General features: G+C 58.8%; 12 protein-coding genes and 1 pseudogene. 7 read left to right on the top strand and 6 right to left on the bottom strand.

The annotated features are described in order from the left end of the window. Positions 1-137: 137 nt before the first annotated feature. The 6 genes and pseudogenes from AT6N2_RS12035 to AT6N2_RS12010 all read right to left on the bottom strand — a co-directional run bounded on the left by AT6N2_RS12035 (position 138) and on the right by AT6N2_RS12010 (position 7,558). Positions 138-1,204: pseudogene (locus AT6N2_RS12035) on the bottom strand (Gfo/Idh/MocA family oxidoreductase). Beyond that, the gene (locus tag AT6N2_RS12030; RefSeq protein WP_209087076.1) at positions 1,201-2,043 is read right to left on the bottom strand and encodes a carbohydrate ABC transporter permease; all 843 of its coding nucleotides are present in this window, start codon (positions 2,041-2,043) and stop codon (positions 1,201-1,203) included. Before AT6N2_RS12030 ends, AT6N2_RS12035 begins: the two are co-directional and overlap by 4 nt. Before the next feature lie 10 nt (positions 2,044-2,053). After that, positions 2,054-3,001 (bottom strand): carbohydrate ABC transporter permease, encoded by a 948-nt coding sequence (locus tag AT6N2_RS12025; protein WP_209089678.1) that lies wholly within the window; start codon positions 2,999-3,001, stop codon positions 2,054-2,056. Positions 3,002-3,135: 134 nt separating this feature from the next. Then, positions 3,136-4,392, bottom strand: coding sequence for an ABC transporter substrate-binding protein (locus AT6N2_RS12020; protein ID WP_209087074.1), 1,257 nt, complete (start codon positions 4,390-4,392; stop codon positions 3,136-3,138). A 575-nt stretch (positions 4,393-4,967) separates the two neighbouring features. Beyond that, positions 4,968-6,455 (bottom strand): xylulokinase, encoded by a 1,488-nt coding sequence (locus AT6N2_RS12015; protein WP_209087066.1) that lies wholly within the window; start codon positions 6,453-6,455, stop codon positions 4,968-4,970. A 116-nt stretch (positions 6,456-6,571) separates the two neighbouring features. Next, entirely contained in the window at positions 6,572-7,558 is a 987-nt protein-coding gene (locus AT6N2_RS12010) for a sugar-binding transcriptional regulator (protein WP_209087064.1), read from the bottom strand. A gap of 128 nt (positions 7,559-7,686) precedes the next feature. On the opposite strand from AT6N2_RS12010, the gene AT6N2_RS12005 reads away from it, so the two are divergent. From AT6N2_RS12005 to AT6N2_RS11975, 7 genes are all read left to right on the top strand, one after another. Further along, positions 7,687-9,030 carry a sn-glycerol-1-phosphate dehydrogenase gene (locus AT6N2_RS12005; RefSeq protein WP_233282447.1) on the top strand — a complete coding sequence of 448 codons (1,344 nt, stop codon included), beginning with the start codon at positions 7,687-7,689 and terminating at the stop codon, positions 9,028-9,030. 4 nt (positions 9,031-9,034) lie between these two features. Then, positions 9,035-9,847 carry an HAD-IIB family hydrolase gene (locus AT6N2_RS12000; protein WP_209087053.1) on the top strand — a complete coding sequence of 271 codons (813 nt, stop codon included), beginning with the start codon at positions 9,035-9,037 and terminating at the stop codon, positions 9,845-9,847. Beyond that, positions 9,844-11,379 carry a glycerol-3-phosphate dehydrogenase gene (gene glpD, locus AT6N2_RS11995; protein ID WP_209087051.1) on the top strand — a complete coding sequence of 512 codons (1,536 nt, stop codon included), beginning with the start codon at positions 9,844-9,846 and terminating at the stop codon, positions 11,377-11,379. Before AT6N2_RS12000 ends, glpD begins: the two co-directional genes overlap by 4 nt. A gap of 120 nt (positions 11,380-11,499) precedes the next feature. After that, complete coding sequence (locus AT6N2_RS11990) at positions 11,500-12,387, top strand: carbohydrate ABC transporter permease (protein WP_209087049.1); 888 nt, start codon at positions 11,500-11,502, stop codon at positions 12,385-12,387. 2 nt (positions 12,388-12,389) lie between these two features. Continuing rightward, positions 12,390-13,265 (top strand): carbohydrate ABC transporter permease, encoded by an 876-nt coding sequence (locus AT6N2_RS11985; RefSeq protein ID WP_209087041.1) that lies wholly within the window; start codon positions 12,390-12,392, stop codon positions 13,263-13,265. An 82-nt stretch (positions 13,266-13,347) separates the two neighbouring features. Further along, complete coding sequence (locus AT6N2_RS11980; RefSeq protein WP_209087039.1) at positions 13,348-14,844, top strand: ABC transporter substrate-binding protein; 1,497 nt, start codon at positions 13,348-13,350, stop codon at positions 14,842-14,844. Between the two features lie 76 nt (positions 14,845-14,920). After that, positions 14,921-15,646, top strand: a complete 726-nt coding sequence (locus AT6N2_RS11975; RefSeq protein WP_209087037.1) for an SDR family oxidoreductase — start codon at positions 14,921-14,923, stop codon at positions 15,644-15,646. The last annotated feature ends 22 nt before the right edge of the window (positions 15,647-15,668 follow it).

Below are 15,668 nucleotides of genomic sequence, written 5' to 3'. Positions count from 1 at the left end.
TCACTCGTTATTTTCACGCTGCTTTTACCGGAAATATTTCAGATCGCTTTGGTTATTCCTTGAATCGCTGAATCTATCTAATTGTTTGTTTTGCAATGATTTTAAAGAAAGCCGCGTCACGCTTGCCTCAAAACGCTCTAGAGCCGGACCGGTTTGCCAAACCTTATGCTTTTATCGGCGGCAAGGCATATCCTCAGGGACTGAATTGCATCGTCCATGTGGCGGCTGAGATCCATGTCCTGGCGAATGGCCTCCAGTACGTAGGCCTGTTCGCGGTCGCACAGCTCCTGATGACCCGGCTCGCCGGCCATCGTCATGTCCTGATCAGCTTTAATGAACTTCCCGTCGAGGCCGGTCGCCGCGCTGTGCAGGCGGATGACCGACGTCCTGGTATGCGTATCGATATCGTCGGACTTGGCGTTCGGATCCATGACGATCGACACCGCGCCGTTCGGCGACATCACATCCTTCACGAAGAACGCCGTTTCCGAAATCATCGGTCCCCAGCTGGCTTCGTACCAACCGACCGAGCCGTCTTCGAAAATCACCTGCAGGTGGCCGTAATTATACATGTCCGCGGCGATCTCGTTCGAAAGGCGCAGGCCCATTCCCCGAACCTCGACCGGCTTCGCATCGGTGATCTGGCACATGACGTCGACATAATGGACGCCACAATCGACGATCGGCGGCGTCGTGTTCATCAACGACTTGTGCGTTTCCCAGGTCGCGCCGCTGGACTGCTGGTTGAGATTCATGCGGAAGACATAGGGCCCCCCAGCTTGCGTGCTTCCCCGATCAGCGTGATCCAGGACGGATGATGGCGCAGGATATAGCCGATCACCAGCTTCTTGCCGGCTTTCGACGCCGCCGTGACGACGCGCTGCGCATCGGCAACGGTCGTTGCCAGCGGCTTTTCGACAAAAACATGGCAGCCCGCCTCGAAAGCAGCAACAGCGTAATCGGCGTGACTGTCGGAATACGTGTTGATCGAACAAAGATCCGGCTTCAACTCGGCGAGCGCCGTCATGAAATTGGCATGGATCGTGTACTGCTCCAGCTCGGGGGCGATCTTGCTCGGCTTGGAACGGTTGACGAGACCGACGATCTCGTAGCCCGGATTGTTGTGATAGGCGAGCGCATGACTTCGGCCCATGTTGCCGAGACCCGCCACAAGAACGCGGATCGGTTTTTCGACAATGCTCATTTGACTGCTCCTGCCGTGATGCCGCGGATCAACTGTCGCGAGAAAATGACATAAAGAATAAGGATCGGCATGATCGCCAGCGACAGTGCTGCGAGCACCGCGTTCCAGCTCGTCACGAACTGGCCGATAAAGATCTGCGAGCCGAGTGTGATCGTCTTTGTTGCCTCGGAGGGCGCGAGGATCAGCGGGAACCAGAGATCATTCCATATTGGGATCATCGTGAACACGGCAACCGTCGCCAGGGCAGGCCGTACCAGCGGCAGCACCAGTCGAAAGAAGATCGCGTATTCCGACAGGCCATCGATGCGCCCGGCATTCTTCAAGTCGTCGGAAACGTTGTGCATGAATTCCGACAGAATGAAGATCGCGAGCGGAATGCCTTGCGCTGTATAGACGAGAACAAGCGCCGTCAGGGAATTTACCAATCCCGCCGCAGCCATGCCCTGCAGGATCGCCACGGTCCCGAGCCTGATCGGAATCATGATGCCGATTGCCATATAAAGACCAACGAGCGTGTTGCCGCGGAAGCGGTACTCCGAAAGCGCGAAGGCCGCCATGGCGCCAAACAGCAGGACTAGGAAGATCGACACGATGGCGACGATGAAGCTGTTCTGGAAATAGAGCGCGAAATCGCCCTGTCCCAGGACCGTCTGGTAACCGACCAGGCTGAAGGTTGACGATGTCGGCACCTGCATCGGCGTGCGGAAGATCGCATTGCGGTCCTTAAAAGAATTGATGATTGTCAGAAAAACCGGGAAGATCGCGATCAACGTGTATGCCATGAGCGCCAGATGAACCAGGAGGGCGCGGATAGGGTAAGTGCGGGCCTTGCCGGACATCGTTGGCCCTTCAGAATTTGTAGCGGCGCATGCGGCGCTGGATGGCAAAAAGATAGAAGGACACTCCGGCGAGAATGATCAGGAACATGACCGTCGCGATGGTCGCCCCCATTGAGCGATCGCCAAGCTGCAACTGAAAGCCGAAGAAGGTGCGATAGAGAAGCGTTCCCAGGATATCGGTGGACATGTCAGGTCCTGCAAGCGCGCCCTGGACGGTATAAATGAGGTCGAAGGCGTTAAAGTTGCCCACGAAGGTGAGAATCGACACGATCCCGATCGCCGGCAGGATAAGCGGAAGCTTGATCTTCCAGAATTGACTCCAACCCGTAATGCCGTCCATTTCGGCGGCCTCGATAACTTCATCGGGGATACTCAGAAGTGCTGCATAGATCACCATCATCGGGATGCCTACATATTGCCAGTTCGAGATCAACGACACCGCAAGCAACGCCGGGCCGGATTGTCCGAGCCACGGGGCGAAGAACGATTTCAGCCCGATCAAGCTCATCAGCCAGGGCGCAACGCCCCAGATCGGGGAGAGGATGAGCTTCCAGATAAAACCGACGATGACGAACGAAAGCAGTGTCGGAAGAAAAATCGCGGTGCGATAGAAGGCCGCGAAACGCAAGCGAGGTGTGGACAGGAGCGCCGCCAGCGCGATGCCGACAGGGTTCTGGATCCCCATATGAACAGCAAAGAACACGAGATTGTTGCGCAATGCATTCCAAAAGTCGTGCGCCCAGCGGCTTTCCCCAAAAAGCGTGGCGTAATTCTTCAGACCAACGAAGGCCGGTGCGCCGTCAACCGTATTGTAGAACGAAAGCCGAAGCGTTTCGATCAACGGCAGAATCATGATCGCCGTGTACACCAGGAAGGCCGGCAACAGAAAAATGACGATGTGCCATCTGACGGGGCGCCTGATCGCGGGGGATTTCGATATGACCCGGGTATCGTTCATCATCAACGCCTCAATGTTATATTGTGTACGGGATGCAGACCGCGCCACATCGGCGGTGGCGCTGTCCACATGTTCCCGTAAACGGTGCCAATCGCCCCTCGCGCAGAGGGGTTACATGTCACACCGGACGTTGGTCACTTCGCAGGCTTATACCAGCTGTCGAGGCCCTTTTGGAGCTTCTCGGCGGCAACCTGGGGGGTATCGGTGCCGTTGATGACATTGGCCGATTCCACCCAGGTCGCGTTTTCGAGATTCGGCGTGCCGCGCGACAGGATCTGATAGGTCGAACGGACGGTCGACTTGTACGGGCCGCGCCAGGAAACAAATTCCTGGGCGAGCGGATCGCTCATCTTGACCGGGCTTGAATTCAGGCTGAAAAAGCCCGGCAGGGAGTTCGCATAGATATCCGCGAACTCAGGCGAGGCGACCCAGGTGAGAAATTTTTTGGCTTCTTCCCGAGATGCACTCTTGGCGTTCAGGCCGATAGCGATATCCGGATGGTCGGAGATGTAGCCCTGGTCGCCAGCCTTGGCAACCGGCGGCGGGAAGGCGCCCATCTTGAACTGGGCCTGGCTGTTGAACAGCGCGATTTCCCAGGAGCCGGCCGGATAGATGGCGGCGCGGCCGAGCGTGAAGAGGTTTTGGCTGTCTGAGTAGGTCTGGGCTTCAAAACCGTCACCGAGATAGGGCTTCCACTTGGCCAGCTTTTCATACGGCTTGACCCAGGCGGCGTCGGTGAGCTTTTGCTTGCCGGAGATCAGAGCGGCACGGCCTTCCTCACCCTTCCAATAGTTCGGTCCGATGTTCTGGTAGCCCATGGTTGCGGCTTCCCAGAGGTCCTTCGTGCCCATGGCGAGCGGTATGTAAGTGCCGTCGGCCTTGATCTTGTCGACGGCGGCGAAGAATTGGTCTTCGGTCTTAGGAACGGCGATCCCGAGCTTGTCGAAGGCATCCTTGTTGTACATGAAGCCGTGGATGACCGACGCCATCGGCACGCAGAAGGTGGATTTGCCGTCGTCGGTCGACCAGGCCGCCTTGGCGACCGACGTGAAGTTTTCCATGCCCGACAGGCTGGTCAGGTCCGTCAGCTGTTTCTTGTTGAAGAGTTCGAGCGAAGCGTCGAATGGACGGCAGGTGATAAGATCTCCGGCGGAACCGGCGTCAAGCTTGGCGTTCAGCGAAGCGTTGTACTCCGTCGGCGCGGTCGGCGCGAAGACGACCTTGATTCCCGGGTTCTTGGCTTCGAAAGCCGGGATGATCTTTTCCTGCCAGATCTTCAAGTCGTCGTTTCGCCAGCTTTCGATCGTCAAGGTGACCTCGGCCGCGCTCGCGCTCGCGGCTGCAGAAAACATCGTCGTGGCGAGCAGTATATTGGTAATCAACACCTTCATTTCATTCTCCCTCTTCATTTTTTTTGTTCTTGAAACTATTTTATTTGCCCTTCTCCCTTTGAGCACGCCTCAGATTTTGTTTGGATGTAACGAGAAACGCGCGCCGTTAATGACTGCCTTCGATTGGCGACAAGTCGCCGACTTCACTGCAGAACAATTTGATGGCTTGATCTGCACTGACCCCTCAGGCTTGGGCCACCTCAAGAGCATCAATTCTCTCCATGGTCGGAGCTATAGTCTTCAAGAAAAAAGTACCTCTGCCGGATCGCGAGAGTTACATGCGGCAATAGTATCGGCAACTTCACGCCCAATTTCGAGAATTTACTCCCTCGCCCCTCAAAACAATTCCATAAAGATACTAAAATACACCATTTGTCCAGTTGATTTAATATTTCATATTCCAATATTAAATGCGGAAAACACTAATTTATATTGAGAAAAAGTACAATTTTATTATATTGGCATTGACGCAAGGAACTGCAGCATTTTCCGATCAAAGCGACGTGACCTGAAATGCACTTGGTTTAACGCATTGCCCCGACGTGAAATCCGATCCGGATTTCACTGGAAATGCTCTAGATGACGCCATGTAAGGCGGGATAGAGCCCGCCTTGACGTGCCGAAAGGGCGCGCCAATCGTCGCGTGTATGCAAATCAGGATCAACCTGTTCGGCAAGACGAGTCATGGCACGGGCTGCCGCAGCAAAATTCTCGTACCAGCCATGACCGACGGCTGCGCTGATTCCGGCGCCAAGGGCGGACGCTTGGTTGGAGAGGCTGCGGATCACGGGCAGACCGCTCGCGTCCGCTACTATCTGGCGCCAAAGCGAGCTTTCGGCCCCGCCACCGATGACGAATATACGATCCGCTTCAATACCCACCGTGCGCATCTGTTCGAGCGAGCGTACAAACTCCAGCGTGATCGCCTCTATCGAGGCGCGATAGAGATGAGACATGCCCGTTTCGGGGCCCATGCCGACGAAAGCAGCTCGGGCGGTCATATCCCAATGAGGGTCCATGCAGCCGAGGAGATAGGTTGACACCGTGACCCCGCCCGAGCCTATCGGCAAACCGCGCGCCTCCGCCTCCAGCTTTCCGAAAATTTCCGCGCTGCTGCGGCTGCCTGCAAAAGTTTCGAGCAACCAATTGATGAAATAAGCGCCTCCGCGCTGGCAGTTCTCCAGAAGATAACCTTCCCCGCTCGGCGAGGTGAGCGTTCGCCAGTATCGACTTAGTTCAGCCGTTGGTGACCAAAGACCGCCCACGACGGCGGTTCCGAGATTGAGATAGGCGATGCCGGAACTGATGGCGCCGACGCCCAGAGCCGCGCAATGGCCATCGCCGCCCGCCGCATAGACGGGTGTGCCGATCCGCAACCCTGTCGCAGATGCGGCATCTGCTGTCACGCGACCGATGAAAGAACCCGGTCGATGGGCGTGCGGCAGTTTTGTCGGCGGGATACCGAGATGGTCGAGAATTTCGTGAGACCAGACTTTCTTCTCTATATCGAAAATTCCAAAGGGATCGCCGCTCGTCCAGCTTGCGGCTGCGTGCCCCGTCAGTTTTCGTACGAGAAAATCATGGACGCTGAGTATCTGTGCGGCTTTGTCGAGCAGGGCGGGATCAGTCTCCCGCAGATGACGCAGACGATAAACGCAGGGAATGACATCCACCGGCTTTCCCGAAATGGCGTGTATGCGCTCGCCCCCAAGTTCCCTCGCCAGCAAGGGAACCATTTCGGCGGCGCGGCGATCCAGCCAGAGGGTTGCCGGCGCGAGCGCCCTGCCTTCTGCATCAAGCAAGACCATGGTTTCACGCTGGTTGGAAATGGCGATACCATCGATCTTTTCGGCGGCGACCTGCCGCGTCAAGGACTTCAGTGCGTCTGTGGCGGCCGTCCACCAATCGTCAGCGTTTTGCTCCGCTTTCAAGGGGTGAGGGGTTTTGATGACATGCGGCGCGCGACCCTCTGCGCGCGGTGTGCCGTCCATGGTCCAGGCGATCGCCTTGACCGACTGGGTTGATGAATCGATGCCGACGACATAACGTTCCCTGTCCTGCATAAACACTCCTCCCCTCCCGTCGCCCGGTGCCGCTTTCTCGCCCCGGTGAATTCGTAGTGTTGTGGCCTTTGCCCCCGACCGGCGTCTCCCACGCTACCCGGGCCCCTGTTGCTGCTTCAGTCGGACAAGAGGACTTCGGCCGTTGCCACGTCCGTCACGAAATGTGTGGCGTAACCGGCGTTCAGCGTCGCCTTGATCGCTGCGACTTTAAGCGATCCTCCCGCCAGACAGATGCGATTGCGCACTCGGCGCAACTCATCAAGCGTGATACCGACCATGCGCTCGTCATGATCGCCGCCGAGCGGGCGCCCACCCGCGTCGATAAAACGGCCGATAATGACAGCAACCGCGCCGCGAGCCACATAATCTTCCATCTCTTCCTTGCTGGCGATGCCAGAAAGACGCACCGTGCTCTTCGGCCCGATATCGCCGACACCGAAAAGCACATGGTTGGTGGAGTGCACCAGTTCCATTTGCTTCTTGAGGATAGGCTCGGCAAGCAGCTGGGCCTTGAGTTCCCGCGTTGTCAGAAAAGCGGGCGCCAGCAGGTTGACGCAGCGCGCATGAATACGGTTCGACAGGAGCGAGGTACAGAATTCCGGCGAGAAATCGCGCTCGCCCGTCGAGCTTCCCGAAACCTGCACCACCGTGAGGTCGGTGACCGGCCGGGTCAGCGAAATGCGATCGGCGGCGGCCAGCACCGTACGTCCCCAGGCCACACCGATCGTATCGCCGTCCACCAACATATCAGCCAGAACCCGCGCGCCGGCATCGCCAAGCCTGTCGGAAAGGCTTTGCTCGTCGGCGCTCGGTATGACGAACGCACCGTCGAGTCCATATTTCTCCATCAGTGCGCGGGCAATCGTGGTGCGGCTGCCGGCGGCCGGGCTGATATGAACCGCAACAACGCCGCGCTCCCGCGCTTCCTGCAGATAATTCACGATTGTCGCGCGTGAAACGCCAAGCTGCTTGGCGATTTCGCTCTGGGTCATTTGATCCGCGTAATACAGCCAGGCGGCCCACATGATGGCATCGCCGAATTCCGTGGGTACCACGGCCCCGGCTTCTCCTGTTGATCTTCCTGAGGTTTTTTCCTGTGTCATGTCGCTATCTGGCGCAAGCGGGTGTCATTTGTCAACTGCTTCTGTCATGTGTATTGACAATTGCCATAATGTGCTGTCACTTGTAATGCGCAGACAGTCAGACGGGAGCTTGGGAAATGGAGAGATCGATGGCAGCGGCGTTGGGCACGGACGCTCCTCAGGGCGGCTGGACAGGGCTGATCGACGATCTTGTCGCCGGAAACTGGACCAATCCCGAAACTGGCAAACGCGCCAGCGTTCCTTATGAGAAGATTGTCATTGAAGAGTCGCTGGACGGCGGGGAGGCGGATCTCATTGCGGATCTCAAACTTGGTGAGCGCTTCACCGTGGTTGCCGATCCCGATACCTGGGATGCCATGGGCGGGCGGGTAGCGGAAGCGCTAAAGTCCTTAGGGCCGGTTGAAACGGTGATCCTCGATCACCCCCATGCCAACATGGCCGCCGTCGCCGACCTCACCGAAAAGCTGAAGCATGCCCAAGCCGTGATCGCTGTCGGTTCCGGCACGATCAACGATCTCTGCAAATTCGTGACCGGCAAAACGAACAGGCGCTACGCCGTTTTCGCGACGGCCGCCTCAATGAACGGTTACACCTCAACGACAGCATCGATTACCTTAAAGAATGGTTTGAAGGTGTCGCTTCCGTCTCACGCGCCGGCCGGTTTTTTTGTCGATTTGGGAGTGACGGCCGCCGCGCCGACCTATCTCTCGGCATCGGGTTTTGCGGATTGCCTGGTGCGGTCCGTCGCGCAGATCGACTGGTGGATGTCGCACCGCCTGCTCGGCAGCCTCTATTCCACAGTTCCTTATATTCTTCAGCAGAAGGATGAGGCTGAACTAAACGCCCGTGCGAAAGGACTTGCCGACGGCGATGTTGCTGCCAATGGTTATCTGCATCGCGTGCTCGCCTTTTGCGGTCTCGGCGTGTCCTTCACCGGCATGTCGAACCATGGGTCGATGGGTGAGCACCAGATTTCCCATTATATTGACTGCTTCGCCGGCGAGCGCCATCGTGGCACGCTGCATGGGCAGCAGGTCGGTGTTGCAACGCTGACCATGGCGCGGCTGCAGGCGCATTATCTTGCCAGCGAGACGCCACCGGTCATCCGGCCCACCATCATCGATTCTGCCGACATGGCGCGGCGGATGGGCGGCGATATCGCTGCGCATTGCCTTGCCGAAATTCAACCAAAACTATTCGACGCGCGTGCTGCCGCCGCGATGAACGAGAAATTCGCCGAATTATGGCCGGTCCTTCGCGAGGAATTGCAGACCTTCGCGCTACCGGTTGTGGAAATGGAACAACTGCTCCGCGGCGCAGGCGGGCCGATAACGGCGGCCGATCTCGGCCTGCCAGTGGAATTTTACCGCGAGTCGGTCCTCCATTGCCGTGAAATGCGCAATCGCTACTCCTTCCTCGATATCGCCGCCGATGAGGGCATCCTCGCCGATTTCGCGTCAGGGGAGGCTTGAGGCGATGAAGGCGATTGCGGATATGCCCATCGACATCGCCCGCCGCATCACGGTGCTGTTCTGCGATATCGACGATACGCTCACAAATGAAGGGCGGCTTCCGGCCTGCGCCTACGCGGCGCTGGAGCGGCTGACGCAGGCAGGCATTGCAGTGGCCCCGATCACGGGCCGGCCGGCCGGCTGGTGCGATATGATCGCGCGCCTGTGGCCTGTCGCCGGTGTCGTCGGTGAGAACGGCGCCTTTTATTTCGCCTATAATGACAATGCCCGTCGTATGCGCCGGGTTTTCGCCATCGAAGATAGCCAGCGTTCTCTGGACCGGGAAAAGCTAAAAAAGGTCCGCGCCCGCGTACTGGCCGAAGTGCCGGGGGCGGCAATCTCGGCGGATCAGCTTTATCGCGAAGCCGATCTCGCCATCGATTTCAGTGAGGACGTGCCGCCTTTATCGGTTTCCCATATCGACCAGATCAAACGGATTTTTGAGGAGGAGGGCGCGGTCGCGAAGATCTCGTCGATCCATGTCAACGGCTGGTACGGCGCTTATGACAAGCTGACCATGGCCCGCCGTTTCGCCGCCGAAGTCCTTGATCTGGACATCGACCGGGATTGCGACCGTGTGGTCTTTGTCGGCGATAGTCCGAATGACGCGCCGATGTTCGGCTTCTTTCCGCATGCCTGCGGGGTCGCGAATGTTCTTCAGTTCCGCGGTCGTATCGATGCGGAGCCGGCCTATGTGACGATCCGCGAAGGCGGCCACGGTTTCGTGGAGGTCGCAGACCGCATTCTCGACGCGCGTGGCGGGAGGTATGCGGCATGACACAGCCGGACTACGATCTCGTCATCATCGGCGGCGGCATCAATGGCGCGGGTATCGCGCGCGATGCGGCGGGCCGCGGACTGAAGGTGCTGCTCGCCGAACAGGCCGATCTCGGTTCAGCGACATCGTCGAATTCGACGAAGCTCATCCATGGCGGCCTGCGTTATCTGGAACACTACGAATTCAGGCTGGTGCGCCACGCACTGGCGGAACGAGAACGACTGTGGGCAATTGCGCCGCATATCATCTGGCCCTTGCGGTTCGTATTACCGCACCGCAGGGGGCTGCGTCCGGCATGGCTGCTACGCTTCGGCCTGTTCATCTACGACCATCTGGGCGGACGCAGGCTTTTGCCGGCGACGAGAACCCTTCGGCTGAAGACCGATCTCGCCGGTGCGCCGCTGCTCGACGTTTCCTCGGTTGGTTTCGAATATTCCGATTGCTGGGTACAGGACAATCGCCTCGTTGTCCTCAACGTCCGCGATGCGGCGTCGCTCGGGGCGGATGTGCGGGTTCGGACGCGGTGCGTTTCCGCGCAACGTGACAATGGGTCGTGGGTCGTGCGGCTTCAGGATGCCGAAACCGGTGTCGCGAGCGACGTGCGCGCCCGCGCCATCGTGAACGCCGCCGGTCCATGGGTGGACAAGGTCGTCAGCGACCTCACGGGCAGCACATCGTCAGTGCGGGTCCGTCTCGTGCAGGGTTCGCACGTCGTTGTGCGCAAGCTCTACGATCACGACCGCTGCTATATTTTCCAGAATCCGGACGGCCGCATCTTCTTCGCTATTCCCTATGAAGACGATTTCACGCTGATTGGCACGACCGATCGAGATTATCGGGGGGCGCCGGAGAAGGTCGAAGCGTCAGCGGAGGAGATCGATTACCTTGTGACGGCTGCGTCCTCCTATTTCAGGACGCAGTTGACGGCGGCGGATGTGGTCTGGACCTATTCCGGCGTGCGCGCCCTCTATGACAACGGCGCGGACAAAGCGCAGGAGACGACGCGCGACTATGTGCTGCTGCTTGACCGGCTGGGCAAGGAAGCACCGCTGCTTTCGGTTTTCGGCGGCAAGATCACCACCTATCGCTGCCTGGCGGAAGACGCGCTCGACAGGCTTGCTGCGATCTTTCCCGATTGGAACAGGGACCGCGGCTGGACCGCCAGACGTGCCCTGCCGGGGGGCGACTTTCCCGTCGGAACGGCCGACGATCTCATCTCGGCTCTCCGCGCGGATTTCCCGTTCCTGTCGGGTCGCCAGGCGCGCCGATTGGTCCGCCACTATGGTCTCGAGGCAAGGGAGATACTCGGCGCGGCGAAGAGAAGGGAAGACCTCGGCCGCGATTTTGGCGGATCGCTGACAGAAGCGGAAGTGAATTTCCTGATGGATCGGGAATATGCGCGCGCCGCTGCCGATATTGTCTGGCGGCGCACGAAGTCGGGCCTGCGAATGACAGCTGGTGAGATCGAGGCACTCGACAGCTGGATGCGCCAGCGCCGCTCATTTTTAAAGAGGTCGAGCGCTGCGCGATAGGAATGACGTCACCCTTGGGAGAGGGGCGAAGTAATACGACCGTTCGTGAGACTTCGCAAATAAGGGGAAAGACGCGGACCGCATCCTGCGTGTCGGCGATCATTCGAGAGGAGGAACAACGTGTCTATTGCGCAGGTAAAACGCATAGCGATTTCGGATTCGCCTTGGCCATGGCTGCTGCCGCTTATCGCATTGTTGATCGTCTTCACCATTTATCCGCTGGTCTATAATATCTGGCTGAGCTTCCATGAGTTTGTGCCGAGGAAACGTGTTCTAGCCTTTGTCGGCTTCGAGAACTGGATGCAGCTCTGGAACGATACCCGCTTCTGGGGTGCGCTCGGCGTAACCTTCGTCTATTTCGTTGTGGCGCTGACCATCGAGATCGTCCTCGGCATGGCGGTTGCGCTGCTTCTCGATGCCGAATTGCCGGGCTTCGGGGCGCTGCGCGCCATTCTGTCGATGACGCTGGTTATCCCGCCGGCCATTGCCGGTATGATGTTCCTGCTGATGCAGGATCCACAATTCGGCATCATTCCCTATATTCTCAATACGCTCGGCTTGCTCGACAAATCGACTCCGATCCTTGCGACATCCTCGTTGGCGCTGGCGGGGGTTCTGGTTGCGGAAATCTGGCAGTGGACGCCGTTCATGGTGCTGATTTTCATGGCGGGTCTGCGTTCGCTGCCAAGCGAACCCTACGAGGCGGCGATGATCGACGGGGCGTCCTCGTTCCAGATGTTCCGCCGTCTGACACTGCCGATGATGTCGCGGGTGATTGCCGTGGCGGTGCTGTTGCGCGGCATCGATCTGTTCCGTGTCTTCGACTACGTCTTCGTGATGACCTCCGGCGGACCCGGCACCTCCACCTATACGCTCAGTCTCTATGCCTGGCAGCAGACCTTCTCTTTCCTGAAATGGGGTTACGGCGCAACGCTCAGCCTCACCAGCCTGGTGATCGTCATGGTCCTCGCCAATCTGTTCACCCGCGTTGCGAAGATACGGTGGTAATCATGCATCAGAGCCGTTTTGCCCGAACTTTTAGAACCATTGCAGGCTGGCTGGTGGTCGGGGCGTTCTTCTTCCCGATCTACTTCTGGACCTCGGTCGCCTTCCGTGACGCCAAGGACATATTCAACTGGCCACCGATCATCGCTGATTTCCAGCCGACGATGCGCAATTTCGAGCAGGTCTTCGGTATCTCGTTCGGTTTTGCCCGGGATGCCAGCGTGTCACCCGGCGGCGGCAATTTCTATATGGGACCGCGTCTGTGGGATTCCATAGTGGTCGCGTCGCTATCGACCGTGCTTGCCATCGTCGTCGCGACGCTCGCCTCCTATGCGCTGTCGCGCATGAGTTTTCGCGGACGCCACGATTTCGTCAACTGGGTGCTGTCCACCCGCATGATGCCGCCGGTTGCTGTGGCGATCCCGATGTTCTTCATTTTCAAGCAGTTCAGCCTGCTCGATACCTATATTGGCATCATCCTCATTCACGGGCTGATGAACCTGCCGCTGGCCGTGTTACTGCTGAAGAGCTTTTTCGACGACATTCCGGCCGAAATCGATGAAAGCGCACTGCTCGACGGCGCCTCGCGCTGGACGATCTTCCGCCGAATCGTTCTGCCGATGGCCAAGGGCGGCATCGCCGCTACTGCGGTCCTCTGCTTCATCTTTTCGTGGACCGAATTCCTGTTCGTGCTGACGTTGACACAGACCGGTATCAAGACAGTGCCGGTTGTTTCGTCCACCTTCGTAACGTCGATCGGCACCGCCTGGGGCAACATGGCGGCGCTTGGTGCGGCGGCAATCGTACCGGCCTTCATCGTGATCCTTCTCGTTCAGCGCCATCTGGTGCGCGGTCTGACCATGGGGTCGCTGAAGCAGTGATAAAGCCTGCGCATGAGGAGTGCGCGGATCAATAGGGGAATCCCGTCGTCAAACACGGCGAGGGAAAAGAGGAGGAGAGACCATGAAAGAGGAAGATAGAAAGCTTTATCTCGCATCCATCACCGACCGGTTCGTTCGTGGGGGAATGGATCGCCGTTCGTTTCTGAGTTCGGCTGGCAAGCTCGGCCTTGGAGCCGCCGCGCTCGGCATGGGCATGGGCAGCCGCCCGTTCGTCATGAACAGGGCGCTGGCTGAGGAGCAACTGACCCCCAGCCAGGACATCCTTGCCTGGCTGAAGGACGTCGGCAAACCTTTCGCCGGGACGACGCTGAAGCTTGCGACGGAATCGACGCCGCCATCCAACGCCATCAACTCGCAGCTCAAGAAATATTTCGAAGAGGCGACCGGCATCAAGGTGGAAATCGAAGTTCTGCCGCTCGAACAGGTTTTGCAGAAGCTGACACTCGACGTCGCCTCCTCGCTCGGCACCTACGACCTTTATTACATCGACCAGAGCTGGGCGGCCTCGTTCAGCCAGGATGTTTTCGACCCGCGTGAGCAAATTCAGGCAAAGCCCGACCTCGCCATGCCGAACTACAATATCGACGACTTCATGCCGGCGCTGGTTGACGGTATCGCCAAATACGAGGATCGCTGGGTCGGCGTGCCCTACGATATCCCGATCTTCATCATGATCTACCGCAAGGATATCTACGAGAAGCTCGGCCTCAAGGCCCCGACGACCTTCGAGGATCTCCTCAACAATTCCGTCACTATTACCAAGGAGATGGGACCGAAGGTTTATGGTTATGCCGGCCAGATGAAATCGGGCCATTATGCGCTGGAATGCGAATGGACCTCGATGCTGTGGGGCCACGGCGGCTCGGTCTTTACCGCTGACAAGAAATTCGCCGGCAATGACGAGCGGGGCATCGCCGCGCTCGATTATTATACGGCGCTGCGCAAGGTCATGCCGCCTGGCGTCGATCAGTGGACCTGGGATGGTCAGGGTCAGGCGGTCGCGCAGGGTGTCGCCGCATCCATGCTCTCCTGGGGCGAGTTCTTCCCCTATTTCGACGATCCGACGCAGACCAAGGTTTCCGGACTTTGCGAAGCGGTCATTCCGCCGCAGCCGATTGCGCTGCGCAAGCCTTCGGAATGCGGTTACGGCGAAATCCCAGGCGTCGGCCACCAGGGCGGGTCCTCGCTTGCCGTCTCGCGCTATTCGAAAAGCCCGGATGCGGCGTGGCTGTTCATGCAATGGGCGACCTGCGCCGATACGCAGGCCCTCATCACCACGCTCGGCGGCGGCACCGGGCCGACCCGCACATCGGTCTATAACGATCCCCGCGTCAAGGCCAATGCCCGCATCGGCGCCGGCACGACCCGCCATCTGCCGGTCGTGCGCGAGACCATCGACAAATATATGGGGTCGGAGCCGGACCTGCCGGAATGGGCGCAGCTCTCCAACGACACGATCCCGGTCGGTCTCGGTAAGTATTTCGCCGGCAATTACGGCTCGCCCAAACAGGCGATGGACGACATCGCCTCCCAGGTCGAAGCGGTGCTGAAGGGCTGATCCGAAGAGTGGCAAGGGCGGCGGCGCGGCCGTCGCCCTTCCAGACCGGAGTAAAAGGGAAAACGGGAGGAAAATCATGGCGGATAAACCGTTGATCGCAATCACGGGCGCGAGTTCCGGTATAGGCGAGGCCGTGGCGCGCGCCTTCTCCGCAGCGGGCCACCCGCTGCTGCTGATCGCCCGCCGGCTCGACCGACTGGAGGCACTCCGTCTGCCGAACGCCGTTTTGAGAAAGGTCGACGTGCGCGACCGTGCCGCCCTTGCCGAAGCGGTGAAAGAGGCAGAGGCGACATTCGGACCGGTGGACCTGATGTTCGCCAATGCCGGCATAGCTAGGCTCGGCGATATCGGTCGGCAGCCGCCGGAAGAGTGGGACGAGATGATCGATATCAACACCAAGGGTGTGATGAACAGCGTCCATGCGGTGCTAAACGCCATGATCGCGCGCAAATGCGGCACGCTCGTCATGATGAGTTCGATTGCCGGCCGTAAGGTCTATCCTGATCATACCGTTTATTGCGCTACCAAGTTCTTCGTGCATGCCGTGTCCGAAAGCCTGCGCGAATATCTGGCGCCGCATGATGTGCGCGTCATCGTCGTCTCTCCCGGCATCATCGAAACGGAGGTGCTCGATCACGTGAAGGACGAGGCGACGCTTGCCGGCTACAGGGCCAATAAGGAAGCTATTGGCGGCGGGATATCGGCGGATATCGTCGCCGGTCTCATCCTCGACGCTTACCGGCTGCCGCAAAGGGCCATCGTCCAGGAAATCGTCATCACGCCGACCCGGCAGACATATTGACCAAGCCGCCGGCAGGTTCGGC

It is taken from the genome of Agrobacterium tumefaciens, assembly GCF_017726655.1.
Classification (GTDB): domain Bacteria; phylum Pseudomonadota; class Alphaproteobacteria; order Rhizobiales; family Rhizobiaceae; genus Agrobacterium; species Agrobacterium tumefaciens_B.
Note: the sequence above shows the minus strand (reverse complement) of the source record. Positions and strands in the feature narration are given on the sequence as shown.

Coding starts and splice junctions, on each gene's coding strand:
- AT6N2_RS12030 (WP_209087076.1), bottom strand. CDS start 2,043: ATGTCCGGCAAGGCCCGCACTTACCCTATCCGCGCCCTCCTGGTTCAT.
- AT6N2_RS12025 (WP_209089678.1), bottom strand. CDS start 3,001: ATGAACGATACCCGGGTCATATCGAAATCCCCCGCGATCAGGCGCCCC.
- AT6N2_RS12020 (WP_209087074.1), bottom strand. CDS start 4,392: ATGAAGGTGTTGATTACCAATATACTGCTCGCCACGACGATGTTTTCT.
- AT6N2_RS12015 (WP_209087066.1), bottom strand. CDS start 6,455: ATGCAGGACAGGGAACGTTATGTCGTCGGCATCGATTCATCAACCCAG.
- AT6N2_RS12010 (WP_209087064.1), bottom strand. CDS start 7,558: ATGACACAGGAAAAAACCTCAGGAAGATCAACAGGAGAAGCCGGGGCC.
- AT6N2_RS12005 (WP_233282447.1), top strand. CDS start 7,687: ATGGCAGCGGCGTTGGGCACGGACGCTCCTCAGGGCGGCTGGACAGGG.
- AT6N2_RS12000 (WP_209087053.1), top strand. CDS start 9,035: ATGAAGGCGATTGCGGATATGCCCATCGACATCGCCCGCCGCATCACG.
- glpD (WP_209087051.1), top strand. CDS start 9,844: ATGACACAGCCGGACTACGATCTCGTCATCATCGGCGGCGGCATCAAT.
- AT6N2_RS11985 (WP_209087041.1), top strand. CDS start 12,390: ATGCATCAGAGCCGTTTTGCCCGAACTTTTAGAACCATTGCAGGCTGG.
- AT6N2_RS11980 (WP_209087039.1), top strand. CDS start 13,348: ATGAAAGAGGAAGATAGAAAGCTTTATCTCGCATCCATCACCGACCGG.
- AT6N2_RS11975 (WP_209087037.1), top strand. CDS start 14,921: ATGGCGGATAAACCGTTGATCGCAATCACGGGCGCGAGTTCCGGTATA.